This is a genomic window from Pseudomonas brenneri (assembly GCF_007858285.1).
In the GTDB taxonomy this organism is placed as follows: domain Bacteria; phylum Pseudomonadota; class Gammaproteobacteria; order Pseudomonadales; family Pseudomonadaceae; genus Aquipseudomonas; species Aquipseudomonas brenneri.
In genome coordinates this window covers 216,293-241,723 of sequence record NZ_VFIL01000005.1, presented here as the reverse complement: position 1 = coordinate 241,723, position 25,431 = coordinate 216,293, and the positions used below count along the sequence as shown (strand labels likewise).

The 25,431-nt window shown below is 60.0% G+C and carries 23 protein-coding genes and 1 tRNA gene; 15 read left to right on the top strand and 9 right to left on the bottom strand.

Annotated features, from left to right (window positions below):
- Nucleotides 1-75 precede the first annotated feature (75 nt).
- The gene (locus FJD34_RS12875; RefSeq protein ID WP_029299077.1) at nucleotides 76-315 is read left to right on the top strand and encodes a sulfurtransferase TusA family protein; all 240 of its coding nucleotides are present in this window, start codon (nucleotides 76-78) and stop codon (nucleotides 313-315) included.
- A 114-nt stretch (nucleotides 316-429) separates the two neighbouring features.
- Here the strand turns inward: FJD34_RS12875 and FJD34_RS12870 are convergent, their stop codons facing one another.
- Both FJD34_RS12870 and FJD34_RS12865 read right to left on the bottom strand, forming a co-directional pair.
- The gene (locus FJD34_RS12870) at nucleotides 430-903 is read right to left on the bottom strand and encodes a peroxiredoxin (protein WP_032857879.1); all 474 of its coding nucleotides are present in this window, start codon (nucleotides 901-903) and stop codon (nucleotides 430-432) included.
- Nucleotides 904-913: 10 nt separating this feature from the next.
- On the bottom strand, nucleotides 914-1,474 hold the full coding sequence (locus tag FJD34_RS12865) for a glycine cleavage system transcriptional repressor (RefSeq protein WP_032857877.1): 561 nt from the start codon (nucleotides 1,472-1,474) through the stop codon (nucleotides 914-916).
- A 260-nt stretch (nucleotides 1,475-1,734) separates the two neighbouring features.
- Between FJD34_RS12865 and dapA the strand changes: the two genes are divergently transcribed.
- The 5 genes from dapA to FJD34_RS12840 all read left to right on the top strand — a co-directional run bounded on the left by dapA (nucleotide 1,735) and on the right by FJD34_RS12840 (nucleotide 5,424).
- Entirely contained in the window at nucleotides 1,735-2,613 is an 879-nt protein-coding gene (dapA, locus tag FJD34_RS12860; protein WP_032857876.1) for a 4-hydroxy-tetrahydrodipicolinate synthase, read from the top strand.
- Nucleotides 2,614-2,630: 17 nt separating this feature from the next.
- A complete protein-coding gene (gene bamC / locus FJD34_RS12855) occupies nucleotides 2,631-3,746 on the top strand; it encodes an outer membrane protein assembly factor BamC (protein WP_032857874.1) in 1,116 nt (371 codons plus the stop codon).
- A 4-nt stretch (nucleotides 3,747-3,750) separates the two neighbouring features.
- Entirely contained in the window at nucleotides 3,751-4,509 is a 759-nt protein-coding gene (locus FJD34_RS12850) for an MBL fold metallo-hydrolase (protein ID WP_032857872.1), read from the top strand.
- A gap of 28 nt (nucleotides 4,510-4,537) precedes the next feature.
- Nucleotides 4,538-5,251 (top strand): phosphoribosylaminoimidazolesuccinocarboxamide synthase, encoded by a 714-nt coding sequence (purC, locus tag FJD34_RS12845; RefSeq protein ID WP_003211975.1) that lies wholly within the window; start codon nucleotides 4,538-4,540, stop codon nucleotides 5,249-5,251.
- Nucleotides 5,252-5,334: 83 nt separating this feature from the next.
- A tRNA-Ser gene (locus tag FJD34_RS12840) sits at nucleotides 5,335-5,424 on the top strand.
- A 148-nt stretch (nucleotides 5,425-5,572) separates the two neighbouring features.
- Here the strand turns inward: FJD34_RS12840 and FJD34_RS12835 are convergent.
- Nucleotides 5,573-6,295 carry an HNH endonuclease gene (locus FJD34_RS12835; RefSeq protein WP_090290628.1) on the bottom strand — a complete coding sequence of 241 codons (723 nt, stop codon included), beginning with the start codon at nucleotides 6,293-6,295 and terminating at the stop codon, nucleotides 5,573-5,575.
- Nucleotides 6,296-6,626: 331 nt separating this feature from the next.
- Entirely contained in the window at nucleotides 6,627-7,076 is a 450-nt protein-coding gene (locus FJD34_RS12825) for a DUF2846 domain-containing protein (protein WP_050593312.1), read from the bottom strand.
- Between the two features lie 644 nt (nucleotides 7,077-7,720).
- On the opposite strand from FJD34_RS12825, the gene FJD34_RS12820 reads away from it, so the two are divergent.
- The 7 genes from FJD34_RS12820 to FJD34_RS12790 all read left to right on the top strand — a co-directional run bounded on the left by FJD34_RS12820 (nucleotide 7,721) and on the right by FJD34_RS12790 (nucleotide 16,801).
- On the top strand, nucleotides 7,721-8,986 hold the full coding sequence (locus FJD34_RS12820; protein ID WP_050593308.1) for an OprD family porin: 1,266 nt from the start codon (nucleotides 7,721-7,723) through the stop codon (nucleotides 8,984-8,986).
- Between the two features lie 57 nt (nucleotides 8,987-9,043).
- Nucleotides 9,044-10,408, top strand: a complete 1,365-nt coding sequence (locus FJD34_RS12815; protein WP_050593307.1) for a spinster family MFS transporter — start codon at nucleotides 9,044-9,046, stop codon at nucleotides 10,406-10,408.
- A 171-nt stretch (nucleotides 10,409-10,579) separates the two neighbouring features.
- Entirely contained in the window at nucleotides 10,580-12,685 is a 2,106-nt protein-coding gene (locus FJD34_RS12810) for a 3-hydroxyacyl-CoA dehydrogenase NAD-binding domain-containing protein (RefSeq protein WP_090290629.1), read from the top strand.
- A 40-nt stretch (nucleotides 12,686-12,725) separates the two neighbouring features.
- The gene (locus tag FJD34_RS12805; protein ID WP_032857863.1) at nucleotides 12,726-13,922 is read left to right on the top strand and encodes an acyl-CoA dehydrogenase family protein; all 1,197 of its coding nucleotides are present in this window, start codon (nucleotides 12,726-12,728) and stop codon (nucleotides 13,920-13,922) included.
- A gap of 12 nt (nucleotides 13,923-13,934) precedes the next feature.
- Complete coding sequence (locus FJD34_RS12800; protein WP_090290630.1) at nucleotides 13,935-15,074, top strand: acyl-CoA dehydrogenase family protein; 1,140 nt, start codon at nucleotides 13,935-13,937, stop codon at nucleotides 15,072-15,074.
- A gap of 31 nt (nucleotides 15,075-15,105) precedes the next feature.
- A complete protein-coding gene (locus FJD34_RS12795; RefSeq protein ID WP_090290631.1) occupies nucleotides 15,106-15,855 on the top strand; it encodes an electron transfer flavoprotein subunit beta/FixA family protein in 750 nt (249 codons plus the stop codon).
- Between the two features lie 16 nt (nucleotides 15,856-15,871).
- Entirely contained in the window at nucleotides 15,872-16,801 is a 930-nt protein-coding gene (locus FJD34_RS12790) for an electron transfer flavoprotein subunit alpha/FixB family protein (protein WP_090293065.1), read from the top strand.
- A 49-nt stretch (nucleotides 16,802-16,850) separates the two neighbouring features.
- On the opposite strand, the gene FJD34_RS12785 is transcribed toward FJD34_RS12790, so the two are convergent.
- The 3 genes from FJD34_RS12785 to FJD34_RS12775 form a co-directional block, all read right to left on the bottom strand.
- The gene (locus tag FJD34_RS12785) at nucleotides 16,851-17,639 is read right to left on the bottom strand and encodes an IclR family transcriptional regulator (RefSeq protein WP_032863533.1); all 789 of its coding nucleotides are present in this window, start codon (nucleotides 17,637-17,639) and stop codon (nucleotides 16,851-16,853) included.
- A 139-nt stretch (nucleotides 17,640-17,778) separates the two neighbouring features.
- The gene (locus FJD34_RS12780) at nucleotides 17,779-19,110 is read right to left on the bottom strand and encodes a hypothetical protein (RefSeq protein WP_223232739.1); all 1,332 of its coding nucleotides are present in this window, start codon (nucleotides 19,108-19,110) and stop codon (nucleotides 17,779-17,781) included.
- The gene (locus FJD34_RS12775; RefSeq protein WP_032863532.1) at nucleotides 19,107-19,535 is read right to left on the bottom strand and encodes a PaaI family thioesterase; all 429 of its coding nucleotides are present in this window, start codon (nucleotides 19,533-19,535) and stop codon (nucleotides 19,107-19,109) included. Before FJD34_RS12775 ends, FJD34_RS12780 begins: the two co-directional genes overlap by 4 nt.
- Nucleotides 19,536-19,696: 161 nt before the next feature.
- On the opposite strand from FJD34_RS12775, the gene FJD34_RS12770 reads away from it, so the two are divergent.
- Both FJD34_RS12770 and FJD34_RS12765 read left to right on the top strand, forming a co-directional pair.
- Nucleotides 19,697-21,229, top strand: a complete 1,533-nt coding sequence (locus FJD34_RS12770) for a 3-hydroxyacyl-CoA dehydrogenase (RefSeq protein WP_090290632.1) — start codon at nucleotides 19,697-19,699, stop codon at nucleotides 21,227-21,229.
- Nucleotides 21,230-21,231: 2 nt separating this feature from the next.
- The gene (locus tag FJD34_RS12765) at nucleotides 21,232-22,434 is read left to right on the top strand and encodes a 3-oxoadipyl-CoA thiolase (RefSeq protein WP_090290633.1); all 1,203 of its coding nucleotides are present in this window, start codon (nucleotides 21,232-21,234) and stop codon (nucleotides 22,432-22,434) included.
- A 56-nt stretch (nucleotides 22,435-22,490) separates the two neighbouring features.
- Here FJD34_RS12765 and FJD34_RS12760 read toward each other — a convergent pair whose 3' ends face one another.
- Nucleotides 22,491-23,675, bottom strand: coding sequence for an acetyl-CoA C-acyltransferase (locus FJD34_RS12760; protein ID WP_032863528.1), 1,185 nt, complete (start codon nucleotides 23,673-23,675; stop codon nucleotides 22,491-22,493).
- A gap of 3 nt (nucleotides 23,676-23,678) precedes the next feature.
- Nucleotides 23,679-25,364: a long-chain-fatty-acid--CoA ligase gene (locus FJD34_RS12755; protein ID WP_090290634.1), complete on the bottom strand. Its 1,686-nt coding sequence runs from the start codon at nucleotides 25,362-25,364 to the stop codon at nucleotides 23,679-23,681.
- Between the last annotated feature and the right edge of the window lie 67 nt (nucleotides 25,365-25,431).

Genomic DNA, 25,431 nt, shown 5'->3' with positions numbered 1-25,431 from the left:
GACCTTACTGTAGCCGGACACTGAGCCTGGGACCAGATATTCTAAGCACCCTCTGAAGCCGCCTGGAGCAAAACCATGACCGATGCTGTAAACCACGACGCCGAGCTTGATGCCAGTGGCCTCAACTGCCCGTTGCCACTGCTCAAGGCCAAGATGGAGCTCAATCGGCTGGCCAGCGGTGCGGTGCTCAAGGTGATCGCCACGGATGCGGGTTCCCAGCGCGACTTCCGCACCTTTGCCAAGCTGGCGGGGCATGCGCTGTTGCACGAAGAGGCCGATAACGGCGTGTATCGTTATTGGTTGCGCAAGGCCTGATGGCCTCATCGCGGGCAAGCCCGGCTCCCACACTTACCGGGTTGTCTGGCCGAGCACCGATCTAATGTAGGAGCTGGCTTGCCAGCGATAGCTATCTAACTGCCACCAACCACATCAAGCCTTGTCCAGGGCCTGCGCCGCAGCCAGCACCGCATCCACATGCCCCGGCACCTTCACGCCGCGCCATTCCTGGCGCAGCACGCCATTTTTGTCGATCAGGAAGGTGCTGCGATCCACCCCCATGTATTCCTTGCCATACAGTTTCTTCAGCTTGATCACATCAAACAGCTGGCAAACTGCTTCATCCTTGTCGCTGATCAGCTCGAAGGGGAAGGCCTGCTTGGCCTTGAAGTTCTCATGGGACTTCACGCCGTCCCGAGACACGCCAAACACTTCGGTGTTGGCCGCCTGGAAGGCTGCGTACTGGTCACGAAAACCCTGGCCTTCAGTGGTGCAGCCTGGCGTGCTGTCTTTCGGGTAGAAATACAGCACCACTTGCTTGCCCTTGAGCCCGGCGAGGCTGAACGTCTGCCCGCTGGTCGCCTGGGCTTCGAAGTCGGCGACCGGTGTGTCGATGGCTACAGCCATGAAAACTTCCTTACATTGGGTTCTGTGGGCGCCACGGTTCAATCAGTGCGTCCAGGTTCAGCGCATCGGCGAAATCCAGGAACTGGTCACGCAACCAACTGATCTGCACACCGGCCGGCAACGTCACGGTAAAGGTGGCATTGAGCATGGTGCCGCCGGTCTGTGGCGCCTGGTAGGTATCGCAGGTCAGGTTTTCCAGCTCCACGTTATGGTCGATAAAGAACTGGCACAGTTCATTGACGATGTCCGAACGGTAGGCCGAACTGACATAGGCCACGTACGGCAGCGCCTGGGGACGGTTCTCCAGGGCCGCACTGCGCACCACATTGACGGTGAAGTCGTGCTTCTTGGCCAGGGTCGGCAAGCCGGCTTCCAGGCGTGCCAGGGCGTCCCAGCTTCCGGAAATCTGCAGGACCAGCGCACTGCACTCGCCATGGCGAGTCAGGCGTGAGGTCACGACGGCGCAGCGATTCTCATGGCTGGCGCGGCACAGGACGTTAGTCAGCTCCATGGGGTTGGCGCCAAGGGCACTGATAACAAGGAATTGTTCGCGGACTGTGGGGGTGGACATGCAGCATTCCTAAAGCGATGAGCGGTCGATACGAACGTGCGGTACCGATCAAAGGATCAAGGGTAGCGAAAAGCGCCGCCAAGGGCTAGGACGTGGCGTTTTCATTGCATATTCAGTGGCCGTTGGCTGTGCTTTGGCCCAATGATGGCATTGCCGGCAACTAAGTTGATCCAGAACGCATCCTCAGAGGGTACTTCGCTTGTGCAAGCATCTTGGCGCCAGTACCATTACGGCTCTCTTTTTCCGGCAGGAGCGGTTGCATGATTGCGGGCAGTATGGTGGCACTGGTCACACCCATGGATGCACAAGGTAATCTCGACTGGGACAGCCTGGGCAAACTGGTGGACTTTCACCTGCAAGAAGGCACCAACGCCATTGTGGCCGTCGGCACCACGGGTGAATCGGCCACGCTTGATGTGGAAGAACACATCGAGGTGATCGAGTTTGTGGTCAAGCGCGTTGCAGGGCGTATCGCGGTTATTGCCGGTACGGGCGCCAACTCGACGCGCGAAGCGATCGAGCTGACCAAGAACGCCAAGAAAGCCGGTGCCGATGCCTGCCTGCTGGTGACGCCGTACTACAACAAGCCGACCCAGGAAGGCTTGTACCAGCACTTCAAGACCATCGCCGAAGCCGTCGACATCCCGCAGATCCTCTACAACGTGCCGGGTCGCACAGCGTGCGACATGCAGGCCGCGACCGTGATCCGCCTGTCGACCGTGCCGAACATCATCGGTATCAAGGAAGCCACGGGCGACCTGCAGCGCGCCAAGGACATCCTGGCCGGCGTAAGCAGCGATTTCCTGCTGTACTCCGGCGACGACGCCACGGCGGTGGAGCTGATCCTGCTGGGTGGCAAGGGCAATATCTCGGTGACCGCCAACGTGGCCCCGCGTGCCATGAGCGAGCTGTGCGCCGCCGCCATCGCCGGTGACGCCGTGACCGCTCGCGCGATTCACGAGAAGCTGATGCCGCTCAACAAGACCCTGTTTATCGAATCCAACCCTATTCCCGTGAAATGGGCGCTGCATGAAATGGGCCTGATGCCGGACGGTATCCGTCTGCCGCTCACCCAGCTCAGCCCAGCCTGTCACGAACCGCTGCGACAGGCCCTGCGCCAGTCCGGCGTCCTGGTTTAATTGAGGAAGCATTACGCATGAAGCGATTGGCCGGACTTTCCGCACTTGCCTTGATTATCTCCAGCACCAGTGGCTGCGGTTGGATCTGGGGCCCGGAAGGCTACTTCCGTGACCGCGGCAGCGATTACCTGGAAGCACAACAAACCGCACCGATGCAATTACCGCCGGACGTCAACGTCGCCAAGCGCCTTGACCCGTTGCTGCCGATCCCGCGCAACGTGGCCGACGACACCGTCAAGGGCGAGTACGAAGTGCCGCGTCCACAGCCGATTTCGGCCCTGGCCGATGCCAGCGACTACAGCCTGCAGAAAAGCGGCGATTCACGCTGGATCATGGCCCAGCGCCCACCAGCCGAAGTCTGGCCGGTGGCGGTGCAGTTTTTCCAGGACAATGGCTTCCGTATTGACGAGCAACGTCCGCAGACCGGTGAGTTCACCACTGCGTGGCAGCAGCCGAACGAATTGTCGGCCAACATGGCCAAGCGCTTGCAGTCCGGTGGTGTCGCCGCCGGTAGCGAAAGCCGCATCCGTGTGCGCATCGAGCCAGGCGTGCAGCGCAATACCAGTGAAGTCTACGTGGTCAGCGCCGAGCGTCCTGCCGGCAGCACCGCCAACGTCGAGTTCACCAATCGCTCGGTCAACAGCGGTGTTGATGCTGCGCTGGTCGACGAGATGCTTGCCAGCATGAGCCGCATCTCCGAGAAGGGTGGTTCCGTTTCCCTGCTCGCCGCCCGTGACTACGACACCCCTAGCCGTGTCAGCCTCACCGAAGACGGCAGCGGCAACGTTGTGCTCAACCTGGGTGAAGACCTGGACCGTGCCTGGGCCAGCGTCGGTCGTGCCCTGGAGCAAGGGCCATGGCGTGTCGAAGACATCAACCGCAGCCTGGGCCTGTACTACATCAACGTGGCTGAAAAGGCCGAGAAGAAAGACGACGAGCGTGGTTTCTTCAGCAAGTTGTTCGGCAGCGAGCCGACCAAGGAAGAGATCGAGACCCGCGCCGAGCGCTATCAAGTACGCTTGAGCAAGGTCGGCGACAACGTGCAAGTCACCGTCGAGAAAAACATCAACACCGTGGCACCAGCAGAAACGGCGCGCAAAGTGTTGGGCGTGATTCAGGACAACCTGGGCTGATCCGATGCGTTTTGCTGTTCTCGGCAGCGGTAGCCAAGGGAACGGCACGCTTGTAGCCCATGACGATACGTACGTCCTGGTGGATTGTGGTTTCTCCCTGCGGGAAACCGAGCGACGCCTGCTGCGCCTGGGGGTTCACCCCGCGCAGCTGAGCGCGATTCTAGTGACCCACGAACATGCCGACCACGTGCATGGCGTGGGTTTGCTGTCTCGGCGCTACAATCTTCCGGTGTACCTGAGTCGCGGCACCTTGCGCGGGATGCGCAAACCCATTGAACCCGCAGGTTTCCTGGCCGGTGGCGAGCAACTGCAGATCGGAGCCTTGAGCATCGACGTGATTGCTGTGGCGCATGATGCCCACGAGCCCACGCAATATGTATTCAGTGATGGCGAGCGCCGTTTTGGCCTGCTTACCGACCTGGGTTCCTACTGTGCCAAGGTGCTGGAAGGCTATCGTGACCTCGATGCGTTGATGATCGAGTCCAACCATTGCCGTGACCTGCTGGCGCGCGGTCACTACCCGTACTTTCTCAAGCAGCGGGTCGGTGGCGAACTGGGACATTTGAACAACCACCAGGCGGCGTACCTGGTGTATGAGTTGGGCTGGCAAGACCTGCAACACCTGGTCCTGGCCCACCTGAGCAGCAAGAACAACCTGCCGCAGCTTGCCCGGCAATGTTTTGTCGACACCCTCGGGTGCGACCCGGACTGGCTGCAACTGGCCGATCAAGATTCAGGGCTCGACTGGCGACATATCGCCTAGCCCACCTACTTACCAAGCGGAGCCCATCATGGAAAAACGTGAAGAACTCTACCGCGGCAAAGCCAAGTCGGTGTACAAGACCGACGACGCCAACCGCTTGATCCTGCTGTTTCGCAACGACACCTCGGCGTTCGACGGCAAGCGCATCGAACAGCTCGACCGCAAGGGCATGGTGAACAACAAGTTCAACGCCTTCATCATGCAGAAACTCGAAGCGGCCGGCATCCCGACCCAATTCGACAAACTGCTGGGCGACAACGAATGCCTGGTGAAAAAACTCGACATGATCCCGGTCGAGTGCGTCGTGCGTAACTACGCCGCCGGCAGCCTGGTCAAGCGCCTGGGCGTGGAAGAGGGCCTCAAGCTCAACCCTTACACGTTCGAACTGTTCCTCAAGGACGACGCCAAGGGCGACCCGTTCATCAACGAATCCCACGTCGTGGCATTCGGCTGGGGCACCGCTGAGCAACTGGCGCGCATGAAAGAACTGTCGCTCAAGGTCAACGACGTCCTGAGCAAACTGTTCGACGACGCCGGCCTGCTGCTGGTGGACTTCAAACTGGAATTCGGCGTATTCCACGACGGCTCCATCGTCCTGGGCGACGAATTCAGCCCGGACGGCTGCCGACTGTGGGACAAAGACACCCGCAAGAAGATGGACAAAGACCGCTTCCGCCAGGGCCTTGGTGACGTTATCGAAGCCTACGAAGAAGTCGCCAACCGTCTCGGCGTACCGCTGTAATCGACGCAAGCATCTGATAGCACGGAAAAAAATTGCTTCGGCGCTTTGCTTCCACGAAACAGGCTGTTATGATGCGCGCCGTTGGAGAGATGCCAGAGTGGCCGAATGGGACGGATTCGAAATCCGTTGTACCTTCACCGGTACCTAGGGTTCGAATCCCTATCTCTCCGCCATTATTGAACAAGACAAAGCCCCCGTAATTGTTATTGATTACGGGGGCTTTTTCGTTTCTGGCGTTCAAGTTAGGGCATTTTTAGGGCAAGCGCCGATTAAATACTCCCTGCACTTCGATCAAACACCTGTTCGCTCTCAACGTTCTGATCATCCAAAATGCATGCGCCTGTGACAGTTCGGACAGAGGGCAATTGCGTTCTCTACCGAGTCATCGCCGTTATCTGCCAAGCGAATTAAATGATGCACCTCAAGGTATGCGGTGCCATTTGATCGCCGGTGAAAGGGCGCTGGCTCACCGCAGTCTTCACAAACACCTTGAGCTCGGTCAAGAACCTCTACGACGACGTCAGCGTTGCGATAGTAGTCGTGGACGATACGTACGGAACGTTTTGGTTTTTTTGTGGCGAGCGCCAACCGCTGGCGTCGAAGTGCGGGATCATCCAAAGACGATGCACGTACTCGACTCTCAAGATCAAGTTCGGACTGAAGAACTTGAGCCGTATGTGCGAGCTGCAACTGGAACTCTTGGAGTAGGGCTTGTAGAGCGATAAGTGTTTTGCCACGACCAGCAAAGTATTCCAAGTGACCTTTTACGGACTGAAGGGCAGTGAGCAAATCATTTGCTCCACCAGTAGCGATAGTTTCGAGCATCACTCGGACAGCGTTCACAGATACCGTTGCTTTCCAAGGTGTACCGCGACGTAGGTGTGGGTAGCAATTCAAGTAAGCGTTGGCGGTGTGTGGTGCGAACTGGTACGTAGTCGTTAGGAGATTGAATGCAGCAACGCGTCGTAAGTGACCGCTTTCTACGCGTAGCGCAAGGTCCAGCGCAATCGCAGCATCTGCTTCTGAAACAAAGTTGCGAGACATGAAATACTCTTTGGGAATGGGGGCGTATCGTCATGTAAAGAAACAGGGTCGTTGCTCTCATAAAATGACGAATTAGAGAGATTGTGACTGCACGGCGAAGTCTAGTTTCGAAATCCCAACATGTTCGACATGATCCCCGCCATGATCCTCGTATCATTGGGGGGCCACCGTCCATAGTGCTTTCTCACCATCGTCGTATCGTCATGGCCAAGTTGTCTGGCGACCTATTCAATGGGGACATAGTTTGAAAGCATCAGCTATACAGGCTGTGAATCAGAGGTAAGGCGTCCTGTGAGCTCTGCGAATGTGCCCACAGGATTATCTCGCGACGTTACTGCGAAGCTGCCAGCTCGCATTTTTGCAGGTGTGCTTGACCTACAGCTTCAGGGACGACAGTGAGGCTGGCACCACCTACGAACACCCCCATCTTTATTGACTGACGTATGTAGTAGTTCTTTCCACCTACAGCGACTAGGTTGATCAGGTTATCGCTGAACTCTGATTCTGTACCAATCGTATGGCTACCAGCGTTTACAAGTCGGTAGAAGTAAACGCGGTTAGCTGTCTCTCCAATCGCCTTGCCATCCACAGTCACAGTCTTCTTCAAGCCCTGTCCTGCGAAGCTATCCCGATAAATGTACAGTCCGGCTTGGTCCTGTGGGGGGGCTGAGAAGGTCTTGAGCTTGGCGTCCGCATCAGGGGCGCCCATTGGCACGGATGCGCAGCCGGTGAGGAAAGCGAAGCCAATACTACCTACAAACATCTTAATGCGAGAGTGCATCGTAAGTCCTTTATCGGTCTGGGCTTTATCAGGTTTCAGGCGACTCCAAGTCGCCATAGATATCATTATGCCATGATCGAGTGGCCGCATCAGATACTAAAGAGGTTCAGGAGCGGGTTGCCTGTCTGCTGGGTATCGACGACGCCCTGAAATGTACAGCGGTAAGCCAGCGGTCACCTTACCCAGCCTGCTGAAACGCCCGTTCGATGTCGTAGAACCCAACAAAGTTTGGGGCACCGACATCATCCAACGTCGAAACCTGACCATCAATCAAAGCACGATCTCCACTTGACGCTTAGAAAGACGTCGGCAGCAGCCGCCATCTTCTAAAGCCTTCTTTCCAGGTTTGGCTGCCGTGTTCTGATGATTTGCGGTGGGTGTTTTGCCTGGCGAAATGCTCGATCAAATGACGACCAGGCTTTTATTAAAAATAATAAATATAAAACAATCACTTACCCATTAAGCGATTTTGTTTTCCTGGCAGCACTTTACTTAAATTTCGCGAAATGCTTATATTTTGTCGTTAATTCAAAATACGATTTCGCACAGCGAAACTTATTGGATTATAAAAGCTGTAGCGCGCCTTTGCCCCTGGCAAGGCGCCGCAGGAGCTTCACACATAACAACAAAAATAGGGCTGCATCATGGAGCGCCATTCCCGCGTTATTGCCACGTGTCTGCTGTTTTCCATTGGGCAAATTGGCCTGTCAGCATCGGCGCAGGCTGGTTTTTTCGAGGACAGCAAGGCCAGCGTCGAGCTGCGCAATTTCTACATCAATCGCGACTACAGCCAGGCCAGCACCACTCAATCCAAGCAGGAAGAGTGGGCCCAGGGCTTTTTGCTGCGCTACGCATCAGGGTTCACTGCAGGCTCTGTCGGCTTTGGGCTGGATGCGATCGGTTTGGCCGGTTTGAAGCTCGACTCCAGCCATGATCGCGCCGGTTCCGGTTTGTTGCCTCGTCAACGAGATGGCCGTTCAGTCGATGAAAGTGGCGCCCTTGGCCTGACTGCCAAGGTGCGGGCGTCCAAGAGCCTGCTCAGGATCGGTACGCTGCATCCGCGTTTGCCGGTGGTGCAATTCAATGACACGCGTTTGTTGCCGCAAACGTTCGAGGGGGTGCATTTGAATTCCCAGGAGTTCGCCAATGTGACCGTCGATGCGGGCCAGATCCGCCAGGTGACCCAGCGCGATTCGACCAACCGGGAAGACCTGACGCCGTCAGTGGCCAACGCCAAGGGCATTCGTGTGACCAAGGGCGCGACCACCGATGAGTTCAACTTTGCCGGTGTCGGTTACAAGTGGAGCAACCAGTTAAGCGGCAATTACTTCTACGGTGAGCTCGACAGTTTTTATCGCCAGCACAATTTCAGCCTGTTGCATCTATTGCCACTGGGCGAAGGGCAGTCGCTCAAGAGTGACGTGCGCTACGCAAGGTCGACTAACCAGGGCAACAGCAATATCGACAACACGGCCCTGGCGGCGATGCTCACCTACACCCTGGGCGGTCATGCCTTTGGCCTGGCCTATCAGAAAATGAGTGGCGACACCGGCTACGCCTATATCCATGGCGCCGATGCCTTCCTGCCCAACTTTGTTTCCAATAACGACTTTGCCAATCGGGACGAGCAGTCCTGGCAGGCCCGCTACGACTTCAACTTCACCGCTATCGGTATCCCGGGCCTGACCTTCATGACCCGCTACCTCTATGGCAGCGGGATTGAGCTGGGTGCTGGCAAGCCGACCGGTTCGGAATGGGAGCGCGATACCGATATCGCCTACGTATTCCAGAGCGGCACGTTGAAAAACCTGGGGGTTAAGTGGCGTAACTCGTCCCTGCGCATGAATCACTTTGGCAGTGACCTGGACGATAACCGCCTGATCGTCAGTTACACCTTGCCACTCCTGTAGTCGAGTCGATGACAGCCTTCCGGGCGGGTCCATAACAACAATGAGGTCGTAGCGGCTATGAAGAACACACTTTATCCATCACGTGTACGCGCCTGGTTCACCGTCAGTGTGCTGATGCTGGCCTACGTTTTATCGTTCGTGGACCGGCAGATTCTCAACCTGCTGGTGGGGCCCATTCGTCAAGACATGGACATCAGCGACACCCAGATGAGCCTGCTGATGGGCCTGTCGTTTGCGATCTTCTATACCTTCTGTGGCATTCCCCTGGGGCGGATTGCCGACAGCAAGAGCCGGCGCAATCTGCTGATGTGCGGGATTTTGGTGTGGAGTGGCATGACCGCCGCGTGCGGGATGGCCAAGGGTTACTGGCAGTTTCTCTTTTGCCGCATCGGTGTGGCGGCGGGCGAGGCATCGTTGGCGCCTTGTGCCTACTCGATGATTTCCGACAGCTTCACCCCTGAGCGTCGCGGCACGGCCTTCAGCGTGTACTCGACGGCGATTTATCTGGGGTCGGGCGTGGCGCTGTTGCTCGGCGGCGTCGCGGTGCATTTCGCAACCAGCCAGGGCGATATGACGTTGCCGCTGATTGGCATCGTGCGCCCGTGGCAGATGGTGTTTTTGATTCTTGGCGCCATTGGCGTGGTCTTCTCATTGTGCCTGCTGTTGCTGCGCGAGCCGGTGCGCCAAGGGGTCGGTGCGGGGCTGCAATTGCCGTTCTCGGAGTTTGTCGACTACCTGCGTAAAAACCGTCGGACCATGCTCTGCCACAACCTCGGGTTTGCCTGCCTGACCTTCACGGCCTACGGCAGCAGTGCCTGGATCCCGACTTTCTTTGTGCGTTCGTTCGATATGAGCGTGCCGCAAGTCGGGGTGATTTACGGCAGCATGCTGGCGATCTGCGGCTCCCTTGGCCTGCTGCTGGGTGGACGCCTGTGTGACTGGCTGGTCAAGCGCGGTCATCGGGACGCCCCCCTGCGCATCGCGATCCTTGCCGCAGTGCTGACTTTGCCGTCGAACCTGGGCTACTTGGTTGACGACAAGAACCTGGCCTTGGTGCTGATGGCGTTTCACGTGTTTACCGTGAGCATGCCGTTCGGTGTTGGCCCCCTGGCGGTCCAGGAAGTCGTGCCCAGCCCGATGCGCGGGCAGGCATCGGCGCTCTATCAGTTTGCCGTGACCCTGATCGGCCTGGGTATCGGCCCGACCGCCGTAGCCTTGGGCACGGATTACGTGTTTGGCAGTGATTCGGCGCTGGGTTACTCGTTGGCCGTGGTTACTGGCATCTCCCTGGTGCTGGCGGTGGTGATTTTGATGGCCGGCCTGCGCTCCTACCGCGAGAGCTTGGAGCGCCTGAAAAGCTGGGCACCCAAGGATCCTGCCGTGGTGGTGCCTGGCCGGCAGGTGCCAGCGGCTGACGCCTGAGCCTTCAAGTTCTCCCGCTGACCAAGCTGACACCCTCCAAGGTGTCAGCTTTTTTTTAATCGGAGATCTTTCCATAAACCGTTTGCCAAAACATGTCTCTTTGATAATATCGATCCGCATGTTCCGCAGCGCGGAATATGATTCCAATAAAAACAATGTGTCGAGGCTCAGATGAATTCCAGCGTCAACTACGAGCGCCAAGGCGAGGTTGCACTGATCACCCTCAACAACCCGCCGGTCAACGCCCTTGGCCAGGCCCAGCGTGAAGGCTTGCTGCGGGCCTTGCACCAGGCCCAGATCGACACGCAGGCCAAGGTGCTGGTGTTGCTGTGCAGCGGCCGCACGTTCATTGCCGGGGCGGATATCAAGGAGTTCGGCAAACCACCTCAGGCGCCGAGCCTGCCGGAAGTGGTCAACGCCTACGAACAAAGCGACAAGCCCTGCGTTGCGGTGATCCATGGCACGGCCCTGGGCGGTGGCCTGGAAATGGCCCTGGGTTGTCACTATCGAATCGCGCGCCGCGATGCCAAGGTTGGGCTGCCGGAGGTCAAGCTTGGGTTGCTGCCGGGGGCGGGTGGCACGCAGCGCTTGCCCCGTTTGGCGGGGGTGGCCAAGGCGCTGGAGATGATTGTCTCAGGCCAGCCCATCAATGCTCTTCAAGCCCGGGAACATCAGATTGTCGATGAGCTGTTTGACGGTGATCCCCGCGCCGCCGGGATCGCTTTTGCTCAACGGGTATTGGACAGCGGCTTGGGCGTACGGCGTACCGGCGAGCAGGCTGCGGCGCTCAAGGGCGTCGACAACGGCGCATTGATCGCCGCCAAGCGCGCCGACGTCGCCAAGCGTTTGCCGGGGTTCTTTTCGCCACCCCGTTGTGTCGCCGCCGTAGAAGCGGCGACCTTGTTGCCGCTGGTCGAAGGTTTGCAACGCGAGCGCGCACTGTTCCAGGAATGCCTGGCTTCCGAGCAGCGTGCGGCCCTGGTCCACGGTTTTTTTGCCGAGCGCCAATGCGCTCATATCGACGACTTGCCCAAGGACACACCGGTGCGTGTCATTGAGCGCGTCGGGGTGATCGGTGGCGGCACCATGGGCGTGGGCATCGCCTTGAGTTTTGTCAGCGCCGGTATTGCCGTGATGTTGATGGAAGTCGACGAGCCCGCCCTGCAGCGGGCATTACAACGCGCCCGAGAAACCTGCGAAGCCAGCGTCGCCCGTGGCAGCTTGAGCCCTGCCGTGATGGAGCAGCGCCTGGCACTGCTGCATGGCGGGGTGGACTACAGCGAACTGGCCACTGCCGACCTGGTGATCGAGGCGGTGTTTGAAAGCCTGGAGGTCAAGCGCCAGGTGTTCGAGCGCCTGGATCAGGTGTGCAAGCCCGGCGCGATCCTTGCCAGCAACACCTCGTCGCTGGATCTGGACGTTATCGCCGGCTTCACTTCACGGGCTGAAGACGTGGTGGGCCTGCACTTTTTCAGCCCGGCCAACGTCATGCGTCTGCTTGAAGTCGTGCGCGGTCGGCACACCGGTCTTGAGGTGTTGGCCACGGTCATGCAACTGAGTAAGAGGCTGAACAAGATTGCCGTGGTGGTGGGCGTCTGTGATGGCTTTGTCGGCAACCGGATGATCTTCCAGTATGGCCGCGAGGCCGAGTTCTTGCTGGAGGAGGGCGCTACCCCGGAGCAGGTTGATGGTGCCTTGCGCAACTTCGGCCTGGCCATGGGCCCGAATGCCATGCGCGATCTGTCCGGGCTGGATATTGGCTGGAGCATTCGCCAACGCCAGCGCGCCACGCTGCCATCGAACTACCCGCTGCCCGATGTCCTCGACACGTTGTACGCGGCCGGAATGCTCGGCCAGAAGACCGGCCAGGGCTTCTACTGCTACGCCCCCGGCTCCCGCCGTCCCGAGCCCAACCCTGAACTGTTGCCGTTGCTGGAAGCCGTCTCCCGCGAGAAAGGCATCGAGCGCCGCGCCTTGAGCGATGACTACATCGTCGAGCGCTGCGTGTTCGCCTTGATCAACGAGGGCGCAAAAATTCTTCAGGAAGGCATCGCCCGACGCAGCAGCGACATCGATGTGATCTACCTCAACGGCTACGGTTTTGCCGCCTGGCGAGGCGGCCCGATGTTTTATGCCGACAGCCTTGGCCTGGACAACGTACTGGCCCGTATTCGCGAGTTCCACCAACGCTTCGGCGCCTGGTGGGAGCCGGCGCCACTGCTGGAACAGCTGGCGGCAGAAGGGCGGCGTTTCGCCGACTGGAAACTGGAGTCATAACGGCCTGCTTCACGGTCTATCAACGGCTTGGAGAAACAACATGGATATTCATTTTACCGCTGAAGAACTGGCGTTTCGCGATCAAGTCAGGGCCTTCTTGAACAACAAACTACCCCAGGACCTGGCCGACAAGGTGCGCCTGGGCAAGCCCTTGTCCAAGGATGACCACCTGCGCTGGCAGGCAATCCAGAACGCGCAGGGTTGGTACGCCACCCATTGGCCAGTAGCCTTTGGGGGGACTGGCTGGGGCGCGGTAGAGAAGCACATTTACGAAGAGGAATGTGCGCTGGTGGGTGCGCCGCGCAGCATTCCGTTTGGGGTCAACATGGTAGCCCCGGTGCTGATCAAGTTCGGCACGCCACAGCAACAAGACCACTACCTGCCGCGCATCCTCAGCGGCGAGGACTGGTGGTGCCAGGGCTACTCGGAGCCCGGCGCCGGTTCTGACCTGGCCTCGCTGAAAACCCGTGCGGTGCGCGAGGGTGACGTTTACATCGTCAATGGCCAGAAGACCTGGACCACCCTGGGCCAGCACGCCAACATGATTTTCTGCCTGGTGCGTACCGACCCGCAGGCGCAGAAGCAGCGGGGTATTTCCTTCCTGCTGATCGATATGACCAGCCCTGGCATCAGCGTGCGGCCGATCATCACCCTGGATGGCGAGCACGAAGTCAACGAGGTGTTCTTCGACAACGTCAAGGTGCCGGTGCAGAACCTGGTTGGCGAAGAAAACCACGGCTGGACGTGTGCCAAATACCTGCTCACTTATGAGCGCACGGGCCTGGCGGGGATCGGCGCGTCAAAGGCCGCGCTTGCCCACCTCAAGCGCATTGCCCGCAAGCAGATGAGCGAAGGCCGGCCGATATTCGACGACCCGCTGTTTCGCGCCCAGGTCGCGGAGGTGGAGATGCAACTCATGGCCACCGAAATGAGCACGCTGCGTACCCTGGCTGCGGCCAAGGACGGCGGGGTGCCGGGGGCAGAAAGTTCGATCCTCAAGGTCAAGGGCACTGAAGTCCGCCAGGCGATCAGCCACTTGCTGCGCAAGGTGATCGGGCCGTACGCGTTGCCGTTTCTGGAAGAAGAGTTGGACCTGGATTACCCAGGCGAACCCCTGCACGCCGACTACAGCGTGGCGTTGGCCAGCCAGTATTTCAACCTGCGCAAGCTGTCGATCTTCGGCGGCTCCAACGAAATTCAGAAAAACATCGTCTCCAAGATGATTCTCGAACTGTAAGGGGCTCTGACCATGGACTTCAAACTGACCGAAGAGCAGCAAATGCTGCAAGACACGGCGACACGCCTGGTACGCGATGCCTACAGCTTCGAGGCGCGAGAGCAGTATGCCCAGAGCGATGCGGGCTTCAGCCTTGCCTTCTGGCAGCAACTGGGTGAGTTGGGGCTGACGGCAGTGCCGTTTCCCGAGGCCCTGGGTGGTTTTGGCGGGGGCGGCGTCGACACGATGCTGTTGATGACTGAGTTCGGCCGAGGCTTGTGCCTGGAACCTTATGTGGAGTCGGTGATTTATGCGGGAGGGTTACTGATGCAACTCGGCAGCCCGGCCCAGCAAGACCTGTTGCAACAAGTGGCCAGCGGTCAATTGCTGCTGGCCACGGCCTTTGCCGAACCCCAGAGCCACTACCACCTGAACGATGTGCAGACCCGTGCCGAACAGACGGCCGAGGGCTGGACGCTGACCGGTAGGAAAGCGGTGGTGATCGGCGGGCATCAGGCCGGCTTGATGCTGGTCAGCGCACGGGTCAGCGGTGAGAGTCGTGATGAGCAGGGCATTGGCCTGTTCTTGATTGATCCGCAGGCCGTCGGTGTCGAGCGCCGCACTTATCCTACGGTCGATGGCCGCAAAGCCTGCGACCTGTATCTGGACAAGGTGAGGGTCTCTGCCGATCAGGTACTCGGTGAACCAGGCCAGGCCCTGGCAGCGTTGCGTTATCAACAAGGGCGAGCGATTGCCGCACAGTGCGCGGATGCCCTGGGCAGCATGCAGGAAGCCTGTCGCCTGACCCTGGAATACCTGAAGACCCGTCAGCAGTTCGGTGTGGCCATTGGTCAGTTCCAGGTGCTGCAGCACCGTATGGTCGACATGCGCACCGAACTGGAACAGGCCACCAGCATGGCCATCCTGGCCGCGTGCTGCTGCGACGAAGCGCACAGCCTTGAACGCACCCGGACCCTGGCCGCCGCCAAGTTCATCGTCACCCGCGCCGCGCGCAGCATTGCCGAACAGGCAATCCAGCTGCACGGCGGGATCGGCATGACGTGGGAATATTCCCTGGCGCACCACGCCAAACGCCTGGTGATGCTCAGCCATCAATTCGGTGACGATGACTATCACCTCAAGGCCTATGCCGCCTTGCTTGATGCCGCTTGAATGCCGTTTTTTTCACACTGAGAGATCCATTATGAAAGTCCTCGTCGCAGTCAAACGAGTGGTCGATTACAACGTGAAAGTTCGCGTCAAGGCGGACAATTGCGGCGTCGATCTGGCTAACGTCAAAATGTCGATGAACCCCTTCTGCGAAATCGCTGTGGAAGAAGCCGTACGCCTGAAAGAAAAGGGCATCGCGACTGAAATCGTCGTCATTTGCGTAGGGCCATCCACTGCTCAAGAGCAGCTGCGTACCGCTCTGGCGCTGGGTGCCGACCGCGCGGTGCTCGTCGAATCCGCTGAAGAACTGACCTCGCTGGCCGTTGCCAAGCTGCTCAAAGCCGTTGTCGACAAGGAGCAGCCACAACTGGTGATCCTCGGTAAACAGGCGATCGACAGCGACAACAACCAGACTGGCCAGATGCTGGCTGCACTGACCGGTTATGGCCAGGGCACCTTCGCTTCTAAAGTCGAAGTCAGCGGCGACAGCGTTGCCGTGACCCGCGAAATCGACGGCGGCGCACAGACGGTTTCCCTGAAACTGCCGGCCATCGTCACCACCGACCTGCGTTTGAACGAGCCGCGTTATGCGTCCCTGCCAAACATCATGAAAGCCAAGAAAAAGCCTCTTGAAGTGCTGACTCCTGATGCTTTGGGCGTTTCCACCGCCTCCACCAACAAGACCGTCAAAGTCCAAGCGCCAGCTGCACGCAGCGCGGGGATCAAGGTCAAGTCGGTGGCTGAACTGGTCGAGAAACTGAAAAACGAAGCGAAGGTGCTTTGAATTGGAGAGCCTGATCATGACTATCCTCGTAATCGCCGAACACGATAACAAGGTGCTGGCCCCGGCCACCCTGAACACCGTTGCTGCCGCCGCCAAAATCGGTGGCGACATCCACGTACTGGTCGCCGGTCAAGGCGCTGGCGCCGTGGCTGAAGCCGCAGCAAAAGTAGCTGGCGTGAGCAAAGTACTGCTGGCTGACAACGCTGCCTATGCGCACCAACTGCCGGAAAACGTTGCCCCGCTGGTTGCAGAGCTGGGCGCTGGCTACAGCCACATCCTGGCTGCCGCCACCTCCAACGGCAAAAACATCCTGCCACGCGTTGCCGCGCAGCTGGACGTTGACCAGATCTCCGAGATCGTTTCGGTGGAAAGCGCCGACACCTTCAAGCGCCCGATCTACGCCGGTAACGCCATTGCCACCGTGCAATCGACAGCTGCCGTCAAAGTCATCACCGTGCGTGCCACCGGTTTCGACCCGGTTGCCGCGGAAGGGGGTTCGGCTGCCGTTGAAGCCGTTGCGGCTGTGCACAATGCTGGCACTTCCAGCTTCGTTGGCGAAGAACTGGCCAAGTCGGATCGTCCTGAGCTGACCGCTGCCAAGATCGTTGTTTCCGGCGGTCGTGGCATGCAGAACGGTGACAACTTCAAGCACCTGTACGCCCTGGCCGACAAGCTGGGCGCGGCGGTCGGCGCTTCGCGCGCGGCGGTCGACGCAGGTTTCGTACCCAACGACATGCAGGTCGGCCAGACCGGCAAGATCGTTGCGCCACAGCTGTACATCGCGGTCGGTATCTCCGGCGCGATCCAGCATTTGGCCGGTATGAAAGACTCCAAAGTGATCGTTGCGATCAACAAGGACGAAGAAGCGCCGATCTTCCAGGTGGCTGATTACGGCCTGGTGGCGGACTTGTTCGAGGCGGTTCCCGAGTTGAGCGGTAGCCTGTAAATGGCTCCTGCAGGCGCGAACAGTTTCGCGCCTGCAGGACCCATGGCGATCAGGCGCCCAGGCTTTCGATGTCCCTGGCCAACATCACCAGTTGATGTGCCAGGGAGCTTTGCAGGGTGTCGGTCGGCAGTTGGAATTTCGGCGCGCCACAGGTCAGGGCCATGATGCTGCCGTCGGTCAGGCGCAGCGGAACGCCAGCGGCGTTGACGTTGCGGTCCCATTCGCCGAGGGACAGGCAAAAACCGAACTCCTCATACTCGCGAAACGATTCGTTCAGCGAGGCTTCCAGGGCCGGCCATTCGTCACCGGCCTTCTTGGCAATTTCGCCGATCAGGTGTGCCCGCTCGTTTTCCGGGGTGGCGGCCAGGTAGGCACGGCCCGCCGCAGTAGTGCTCAGGGGCAGGCGCACGCCGGCTTCCATGCGCAGGCTGGCCACGTCGGGTGGGCGGCAGCTTTCCACATAAATCATCGACAACCGATCGCGGCAGGTGAGGCCAACGGTGGTGTTGGTGCGCCGTGCGAACTCGTCCATCAGCGGTTTGCCCAACTGGCGGACCCGCAGGTTGTTGACATAGGCATACCCCAGGGCCAGCACCCCGGAGTCGAGTTGGTACTTTTCCACGTCTTGGTTGTAGCTCAGGTAGCCAAGCTGCGTCAGGGTGTAGGTCAGGCGCGAAACCGTGGGCTTGGGCAGCCCGGTAATCCGCGCGATGTCCTGGTTGCCCCGGGTGACGTTGCCGTGGGTGAACGCGCGCAACACTTCGAGACCCCGACTCAGGGCCTCGACGAATTTCCGGTCCTTGGGTTCGTTCTCGGGCGTTTCGATTTCTTCAGTCATGGAGGCTCATGTGGGCAGCGGGCTGGCAGTGGAAGAGGTTAGCCGATAATGCCAGGCAGTGTGGGCAGTAACCGGCGTGATTTCAATGCAATGACTTATATAGTCGCGCGAAATGGCAGCATAGCGGAATCCTGTTCCGCTAATGGTTCCATTGCACGACCCAGGACAGGGCGAGTAATACCGGGATGGCGATCAGCGCAAAGCGGCCATTCCAGGTAAGGACAATCGTCCACGGCAAGGTGCCTGCGGTACGCGCGAGGATCAACACGGCGGGCCCAAAGGGCGAGAGCAGCATCGCCAGGGAGAAGGCGCAGACCAGGCTGACGGCGGGGCCCAGAGGGTTGACACCGGCCGCCTGCAATTGGGCCAGCAAACCGGCACAAATGCTCAGGGTAATAATCGGCGCAATGCCGATCAGCGCGAGCCCGACGATACCCAGCAGGGCAATGCATTGCAGCACAAATACCTGGGAGGAACCGCCCAGTAGCGGCACCAGTTGATCCAGGGACACCAGTTGATTGAACAGCGCGCCGAACAGCGCGGAACAGCCGAAGATAAAGACCTCATTGCGCATGCCCGCCAGATGCTCGGCCAATTCGTCGTAGGCTTTGCCAGGGCTTTCAAGGAACAACCAGCCACTGACCAGCAGCGGCACCACCACCAACGACGCCTGGGTGATGTTCAGCCAACTGAAGCTTGCCAGCGCGACAATCGCGCCAATGCCCAAGGCCGTGCCAAGGACCAGAGGCGTGAGCGAGGCTGCGGGGATTTCTGGCGACTCATCCACCAATGTCTGCAAATGGCGGTTTTCCGTGCGTGCGCCAATGAGCATCAGCAGCACCGTGGCGATCACGCCGTAAGGCAACAGGTCGGTCCAGGTCAGGCTGGGGACTTCACGGGTAATGATCGCCACCACAATGCTGGTTGGCGCGATTAACGGCACCAGGGCAAAGCCGCGAATGGCAGCGGTCAGCACACCTCGCTGGCCATCGCGTTGGGCCGGGTGATCGGGTGCAAAGTGTTGCAGGTAACTGTGCAGGGTTGAACACATCAGGTTGAGCATGCCGAAACTGAGGATTGACCCCAACCCGAGCGCCGCCAACAAGTAGCGCGGATAGAGCAGGGCCCGTGGTCCACGCAACAAAAAACGATGTACCTCGCGCAGTGCCGGCAGGCGCTTGACCAGGCAACCCATCAGCCCCAGGCCACCAATGAACGCCGCGTAATAGGCGGCCGCGCTGCTGATGCGCTGGACGGTGGGCAGGTCCAGTGGGGCCTTGACCAGCCATATCGCGAGCAGCGCCAGCGTCGCCAGGCCCAGGCGCCGAGGGTAGGGCATGAGCGACTGCCAGTGACGGATAAAAAACAAACCGAACAGCAGCGCCGCGATCAGGCTGAACGCAGTGGTACGTGTGCCCAGGGCAATCAGTTCGCAGAGCAGGGCCAGTGGCAGCAGGCGTGTCAGCTTCACGCGGGCAGGCGCCGCAGGCGGCTGCGTTTGAACACCCCTTCAGCGCTGGCCAGCAGGTTGTCCTCGGCATCGAGCACATCACAAGCGGCCATGTAGATTTTCGGCCCACCGCCCCGCACCCGGGCAATGACCCGCACCCGACTGCCTGCGGGGGCGGGAGCCATGTAATTGATGTTCAGTGACAGGGTCAGGGACAAGCGCCACAGGTCCGGGTCGATATTCCAGGTGCCGCACATGCCCAGCGCCGCGTCGGCCATGGCCGCTATCACACCGCCGTGCAGGTTGCCGGCCTGGTTGAGATGCTCGGGGTTGACCAGCAACGCGATGACGGTTTGCGCCTGGCCGTATTCAACCAGATCAAGGCCCAGGTACGCAGCGAATCCACTGAACAGGCCTTGCAGGTCGCAGGGTGGTGAGACGGTCATGGTGTGTTCTCTTTTTGTTATGGGGTGAACGGCGGCACTTGCTACGCACGGTATGTTCCGCAAAGAGCCGTTTTTAGATTGAAGTTGAGCCTGACAATAATTAGTATTCTAGTCAATATGGAATTAGGTTCTGCACAGCGAAACATAAAATCGGAGAAACCATGTTTTCACGTATCGGTGTGATTGGCAGTGGCGCCATGGGGCGTGGCATTGTTCAGGTGTTTGCGACGGCAGGTTGCGAGGTGCTGCTGTATGACGTGCGTCCCGAGGCGGTCGAGCAGGCGCTGAGCTTTAACAAAGACCTGTTGGCGCGCCAGGTGGCCAAGGGCAAGCTCAGCCCCGAGCAATTGGAGCAGACCCTGGCGCGCATGCAGCCGGCTGACAGCCTGGAAGCCTTGGCCGGTTGCGATCTGTTGATCGAAGCCATCGTCGAGAACCAGGAGGCCAAGCAAGGGCTGTTTCGCCAGTTGGAGGCCATCGTTGCGCCGAGCGCCGTGTTGGCGACTAACACGTCTTCGTTGTCTGTTACACAGATTGCCAGCGGTTGCCAGCACCCTGAACGGGTGGCCGGGTTTCACTTCTTCAACCCGGTGCCGCTGATGAAGATCGTCGAGGTGGTGCGCGGTGAACGTACCCAGGCGCAGGTGGTAGAGCGCTTGTGCGCGTTGGCCGAGGCAGCGGGCCACTTTGCGGCGCAAACCCCGGACACACCGGGTTTTCTGGTCAACCATGCTGGTCGCGCCTATGGCACTGAAGCCTTGCGCATCCTTGGCGAGAACATCGCCGATGTCGAACAGATCGACCGCATCCTGCGCGATGGCCCGGGGTTTCGCATGGGGCCTTTCGAGTTGTTTGACCTCACCGGGCTGGACATTTCCCACGGGGTGATGGAGTCGATCTACGCGCAGTTTTATGGTGACCCCCGCTACACGCCTTCCTACCTGGCAGCCCAGCGCGTGGCCGCCGGTTTGCTGGGACGCAAGAGTGACGGGCATGGTTTCTATCGGTATGTCGACGGCCAGCAGCTGCGTTCGCCACCGCTCAAGCGCGCGGCTGTAGCGGTCGAGCGTGCCTTCTGGCTCGACAGCCAGGAGCCGCACGTGCGCGCTGAGGTGGCAACCTTGCTCGCCGCTGGCGGGGCGACGCTTGAAGAGGCTGTTCAACCACCGGCCAACGCGATCTGCCTGATTACCCCATTGGGCGAAGATGCCAGCAGCATGATTGCGCGCCTGGGTTTACCGGCTGAGCGCACCCTGGCCCTGGACACCTTCTGCGATTTCTCCAAGCGCCTGGTGTTGATGCGCCAACCGGCGCTTGAGCCTGCGTTGGAAGCCCAGGCGGTGCAGGCCCTTGGCAGCAGCGGCGTGCCGGTGGAAGTGATCAATGACTCGCCCGGTTTCATCATCCAGCGCGTGGTGGCCTGCGTGGCCAACCTGGGGGCGGAAATCGTCCAGCGTGGCATCGCCACCCCGGCCACCCTCGACCGTGCGGTGATGCTGGCGCTGGGTTATCCGCGCGGCCCGCTGGCCTTCGCCGAATTCTATGGTGCAGACAAGATCCTCACGGTGTTGCGCGGCATTCAAGGTTGTTATGAAGAGCCGCGCTACCGCCCCAGCCCCTGGCTGCGTCGCCGGGTGCAACTGGGCCTGAGCCTGCAATCCCCCGATCATCCCTCTGCTGTGCAGGAGCAATAACCATGTCCGCTTATATCTATGATGGCCTGCGTACACCTTTTGGTCGCAGCGCCGGCGCCTTGGCCAGCGTGCGCCCCGATGACTTGCTGGGCGAGGTCATTCGCGCCCTGGTGGCGCGCAGCCCGTTCGCTGGCGCCGACTATGAAGACGTCGTGGCGGGGTGTGCCTGCCAGGCCGGTGAAGATGCGCGCAACGTTGCCCGCAATGCGGCATTGCTCGCGGGGTTGCCATTGACCACGGGGGGCCTGACTGTCAACCGCTTGTGCGGCTCGGGGCTGGCGGCGTTGCTGGATGTGAATCGGATGATCCGTTGCGATGAAGGCCAGTTGTTTATCGCTGGCGGCACCGAGAGCATGAGCCGTGCGCCGTTTGTTGTCGGCAAGAGCGAGGCGGCGTTTTCCCGGGCCTTCCAGGTCTTCGACAGCAGCATCGGTGCGCGTTTTCCCAACCCGCTGATCGAGGCCGAATTCGGCGCCGACAGCATGCCGCAAACCGCCGATAACATTGCGCGCGATCTGGGCATCAGCCGTGCCGACAGTGATGCGTTCGCGGCGCGCAGCCAGGCGCTGTATGCCAAGGCGCTGGCCGAGGGTTTTTATGACGGGGAACTGATGCCGGTGCTGGTGCCACAAGGGCGCAAGTTGCCGCCCAAGGAGGTAGGGGCTGATGAGCACCCACGGCCGTCCACCGATGAGCCGGCGCTTGCCCGGCTGGGGGCGCTGTTCGACGGTGGCGTGGTCACGGCGGGGAATGCCTCGGGGATCAACGATGGGGCGGCGGCGCTGATCGTTGGCAACCGTGCGATCGGTGAGCGGTACGGGGTCAAGCCACGGGCGCGGATCGTGGCCGGTGCGGTCGCGGGGGTTGCGCCGCGGGTGATGGGGCTGGGGCCGGTACCGGCCATTGGCAAGGCCTTGGCACGTGCCGGGCTCAGCCTGGCGGATATGGATGTGATTGAAATCAATGAGGCCTTCGCCACCCAGGTACTGGGGTGCGCCAAAGAGTTGGGCCTGGCCTTTGACGACCCACGTTTGAATGCCCAAGGCGGTGCGATTGCCATTGGCCACCCGCTGGGTGCCTCGGGTGCCCGCTTGGCCCTGACGGCCTTGCGTAGCCTGGAGCGCCAGCAAGGGCGCTACGCGCTGGTGAGCCTGTGCATCGGGATTGGCCAGGGCATTGCCTGTGTGATCGAGCGGCTTGACTGAAGCCACTACATACTAGTGTGGGAGCGGGCTTGCAGCTTCGCGCTCTGGCTCGGTTTTTAGACGATCTCGAACAACCCCGCAGCGCCTTGTCCGCCGCCGATGCACATGGTCACTACCACATATCTGGCGCCGCGCCGTTTGCCTTCGATCAGGGCATGGCCGGTCAGGCGTGAGCCGGTGACACCATAAGGATGACCGATGGAGATGGAGCCGCCGTTGACGTTGATCTTCTCTAGGGGAATGCCCAGTTTTTCACGGCAGTAGATTACCTGCGAGGCGAAGGCTTCATTGAGTTCCCACAAGTCGATATCGTCGATTTTCAGGCCGTTGCGCTTAAGCAGGCGCGGGATGGCGTAGACCGGGCCGATGCCCATCTCGTCCGGCTCGCAACCGGCCACGGCAAAACCGCGGAAAATCCCCAGCGGTTCGAGGTTGTTGCGTTCGGCATACAGACTGTCCATGACCAGGCATACCGATGCCCCGTCAGACAACTGGCTGGCGTTGCCCGCCGTGATGAATTGCCCGGCTCCGCGCACAGGCTCCAGCAAGGCCAGGTTGGCCAGGGTGGTGGAGGGGCGGTTGCACTCGTCTTGGGTCAGGGTTACCGCCTGTTCACTGACCTCGCCGCTGTGTTTGTCCTTGACCAGCATGCGGGTGCTGAAGGGAACAATCTCATCATCAAACAACCCAGCGGCCTGGGCGGCGGCGGTGCGCTGCTGGCTGAGCAGGGCGTATTCGTCCTGGGCCTCGCGGCTGATGTTGTAGCGATGGGCAACGATGTCGGCGGTTTCAATCATCGACAGATAAAGCTCAGGCTTGTGCTCCAGCAGCCACGGGTTCTGCCCGCGATAAGTATTGAGCTTGTCGTTTTGCAGCAGGCTGATGGATTCCACGCCGCCGGCAATCATCGCCGGGACTTTCTCCGACACGATACGTTGGGCCGCGAGGGCAATGGCTTGCAGGCCCGAACTGCAAAAACGGTTGATCGACAACCCCGCCGTGGTGGTGGACAACCCGCCACGAATGGCTGCCAGGCGCGCCATGTTCTTGCCCTGGGCGCCTTCATGAAACGTCGCGCCGAGGATCACATCTTCAATCAGCCCCGGGTCAATCCCGGCCCGGGCCACGGCGTGCTGGATCACATGCCCGGCCAGGTCGATGCTGTGGGTGTTGTTCAGGGCGCCCCGGTAGGATTTGCCGAGGGCGGTACGCGCGGTGGAGACAATAACGGCGTCAGACATCAATCAGTTTCCTGTGCCAGTACTGGTGGGGGCGTGGGCAGCCCATTCTTCATCCTGCAACTGGCGCCATAGCAGTTTGCCGGCGCCGGATTGCGGCAGATGCTCGCGAAACTCAATGGTGGCCGGGACTTTGTAGGCCGACATATTGGCTTTGCACCACTCGGTGATGTCGTCGGCCGTGGTGTCCTGTCGCTCGGGGTGCAGGGTCACCAGGGCTTTGACGGCTTCCCCTCGGCGTGCGTCGGGGGAGGAGATGACGCAGCACTGCTTGATCGCCGGATGGCGGTACATCAGGCTTTCGACTTCCGAAGGCCAGACCTTGTAGCCGGAGGCGTTAATCATTCGCTTGATACGGTCGACCATGAAGAAGTAGCCGTCTTCGTCGTAGTAACCGAGGTCGCCGGTACGCAGGAAACGTTTACCTTGCAGTTCGATAAAGGCTTTTTCGGTGTCTTGCGGAAGCCGCCAGTAGCCTTTGAAAATTTGCGGGCCACGGCAGACGATTTCCCCCACCTCATGGGGCGCCAGTTCCAGACCAGTCGTACTGTCGATAACGCGCGAGTCCACGTCGAACGCCGGAATGCCCAGGCATTGGGATTTGCTGCGCGCCTTGGGGTTCATATGGGTCGCTGCCATGGTTTCGGTCATGCCGTAACCTTCGATGTAGTCCAGGCCCAATAGCTGTTTGAGCTTGTCCTTGACCGGGCCGGGCATCGCCGCACCGCCACCGCCAATGTAGTTGAGGCTCGATAAGTCATAGCGATCGAGCCCGTCCTGGGTCAGGAAATCCACGGCCATGGTGACGATATTGGACCAGTTGCTGACGCGATAACGTTGCATCAACTGCGCGGCGACTTCGCGGTTCCAACGGGTCATGACCACCACACAGGCGCCACTGAAAATCGGCCCGTTCATCGACGACTGCATGCCGGCGACATGGAACAGCGGCAGTGTGGTCAGTACCACGTCTTCGCAAGTGCGGTTAGTCCAGGCCTGGCGATGCACGGTCGTCGCCATCACTGATGCATGGGTGTGCAGGCAACCCTTGGGCACGCCGGTGGTGCCGGAGCTGTAAGGCATCACGCAGTGATCGTCCGCGCCACTGAGGTGCGGGCCGGGCTGTTGGCCGCAATCGAGTGCAGCCTGCCAGCGCACCACGCCAGGCAACGTCGCGGTTTGTACCGCAACGAGCAATTCGGGCGGCAGGGGCAGGTCGGTGGGCTGGCGCAGGTATTCGCAATAGGCGGTCGTCAGCACCTGGCGCAGCTTGAAACGGCCGAGCAGCGGCGTGACAAAAGGCGCGAGATCCTGAGCGCAGACGACGATCTCGCCGTCAGTATCTTGCAGGTAGTGTTCCAGTTCGCTGGCGCGGCTCATGGGGTTGAGCGGTACCACCATGGCGTCGGCGCGCAAGGCGGCGTAGTAGGTGATGATGAATTGAGGCGAGTTCTGCATGAACAGCAGCACCCGGTCGCCACGCTTGATCCCTTGGGACTGGAAATACCCGGCCAACCGCTCGACCTCATCAAGCAACTGGGCGTAGGTGATGAGGGTGTCGTAGTAAATGATCGCGGTCTTTTGTGGATAACGCCGGGCAGCGATCTCCAGGTTACAGAAAAGACTGGTGTCCGGCAGTGTCAGGTGGTGGGGCGCACCCTCCGGCCAATGGGGCAGGTGACGATTGAACATTCTAAAACCCTATTGTTATGAGTCTGGGTTAATCGATATGCGGGCGGTATGGCGAGTGCCATCTCGC

Excerpts from the sequence above, each read along its gene's own strand:
- FJD34_RS12835 (WP_090290628.1), bottom strand. The coding sequence starts at position 6,295 with ATGTCTCGCAACTTTGTTTCAGAAGCAGATGCTGCGATTGCGCTGGAC.
- FJD34_RS12760 (WP_032863528.1), bottom strand. The coding sequence starts at position 23,675 with ATGTCTGACGCCGTTATTGTCTCCACCGCGCGTACCGCCCTCGGCAAA.
- FJD34_RS12815 (WP_050593307.1), top strand. The coding sequence starts at position 9,044 with ATGAAGAACACACTTTATCCATCACGTGTACGCGCCTGGTTCACCGTC.
- FJD34_RS12825 (WP_050593312.1), bottom strand. The coding sequence starts at position 7,076 with ATGCACTCTCGCATTAAGATGTTTGTAGGTAGTATTGGCTTCGCTTTC.
- FJD34_RS12790 (WP_090293065.1), top strand. The coding sequence starts at position 15,872 with ATGACTATCCTCGTAATCGCCGAACACGATAACAAGGTGCTGGCCCCG.
- FJD34_RS12770 (WP_090290632.1), top strand. The coding sequence starts at position 19,697 with ATGTTTTCACGTATCGGTGTGATTGGCAGTGGCGCCATGGGGCGTGGC.
- FJD34_RS12810 (WP_090290629.1), top strand. The coding sequence starts at position 10,580 with ATGAATTCCAGCGTCAACTACGAGCGCCAAGGCGAGGTTGCACTGATC.
- FJD34_RS12755 (WP_090290634.1), bottom strand. The coding sequence starts at position 25,364 with ATGTTCAATCGTCACCTGCCCCATTGGCCGGAGGGTGCGCCCCACCAC.
- FJD34_RS12870 (WP_032857879.1), bottom strand. The coding sequence starts at position 903 with ATGGCTGTAGCCATCGACACACCGGTCGCCGACTTCGAAGCCCAGGCG.
- FJD34_RS12875 (WP_029299077.1), top strand. The coding sequence starts at position 76 with ATGACCGATGCTGTAAACCACGACGCCGAGCTTGATGCCAGTGGCCTC.
- FJD34_RS12820 (WP_050593308.1), top strand. The coding sequence starts at position 7,721 with ATGGAGCGCCATTCCCGCGTTATTGCCACGTGTCTGCTGTTTTCCATT.
- bamC (WP_032857874.1), top strand. The coding sequence starts at position 2,631 with ATGAAGCGATTGGCCGGACTTTCCGCACTTGCCTTGATTATCTCCAGC.
- FJD34_RS12805 (WP_032857863.1), top strand. The coding sequence starts at position 12,726 with ATGGATATTCATTTTACCGCTGAAGAACTGGCGTTTCGCGATCAAGTC.
- FJD34_RS12795 (WP_090290631.1), top strand. The coding sequence starts at position 15,106 with ATGAAAGTCCTCGTCGCAGTCAAACGAGTGGTCGATTACAACGTGAAA.
- FJD34_RS12765 (WP_090290633.1), top strand. The coding sequence starts at position 21,232 with ATGTCCGCTTATATCTATGATGGCCTGCGTACACCTTTTGGTCGCAGC.
- FJD34_RS12775 (WP_032863532.1), bottom strand. The coding sequence starts at position 19,535 with ATGACCGTCTCACCACCCTGCGACCTGCAAGGCCTGTTCAGTGGATTC.
- dapA (WP_032857876.1), top strand. The coding sequence starts at position 1,735 with ATGATTGCGGGCAGTATGGTGGCACTGGTCACACCCATGGATGCACAA.
- FJD34_RS12800 (WP_090290630.1), top strand. The coding sequence starts at position 13,935 with ATGGACTTCAAACTGACCGAAGAGCAGCAAATGCTGCAAGACACGGCG.
- FJD34_RS12850 (WP_032857872.1), top strand. The coding sequence starts at position 3,751 with ATGCGTTTTGCTGTTCTCGGCAGCGGTAGCCAAGGGAACGGCACGCTT.
- FJD34_RS12865 (WP_032857877.1), bottom strand. The coding sequence starts at position 1,474 with ATGTCCACCCCCACAGTCCGCGAACAATTCCTTGTTATCAGTGCCCTT.
- FJD34_RS12785 (WP_032863533.1), bottom strand. The coding sequence starts at position 17,639 with ATGACTGAAGAAATCGAAACGCCCGAGAACGAACCCAAGGACCGGAAA.
- purC (WP_003211975.1), top strand. The coding sequence starts at position 4,538 with ATGGAAAAACGTGAAGAACTCTACCGCGGCAAAGCCAAGTCGGTGTAC.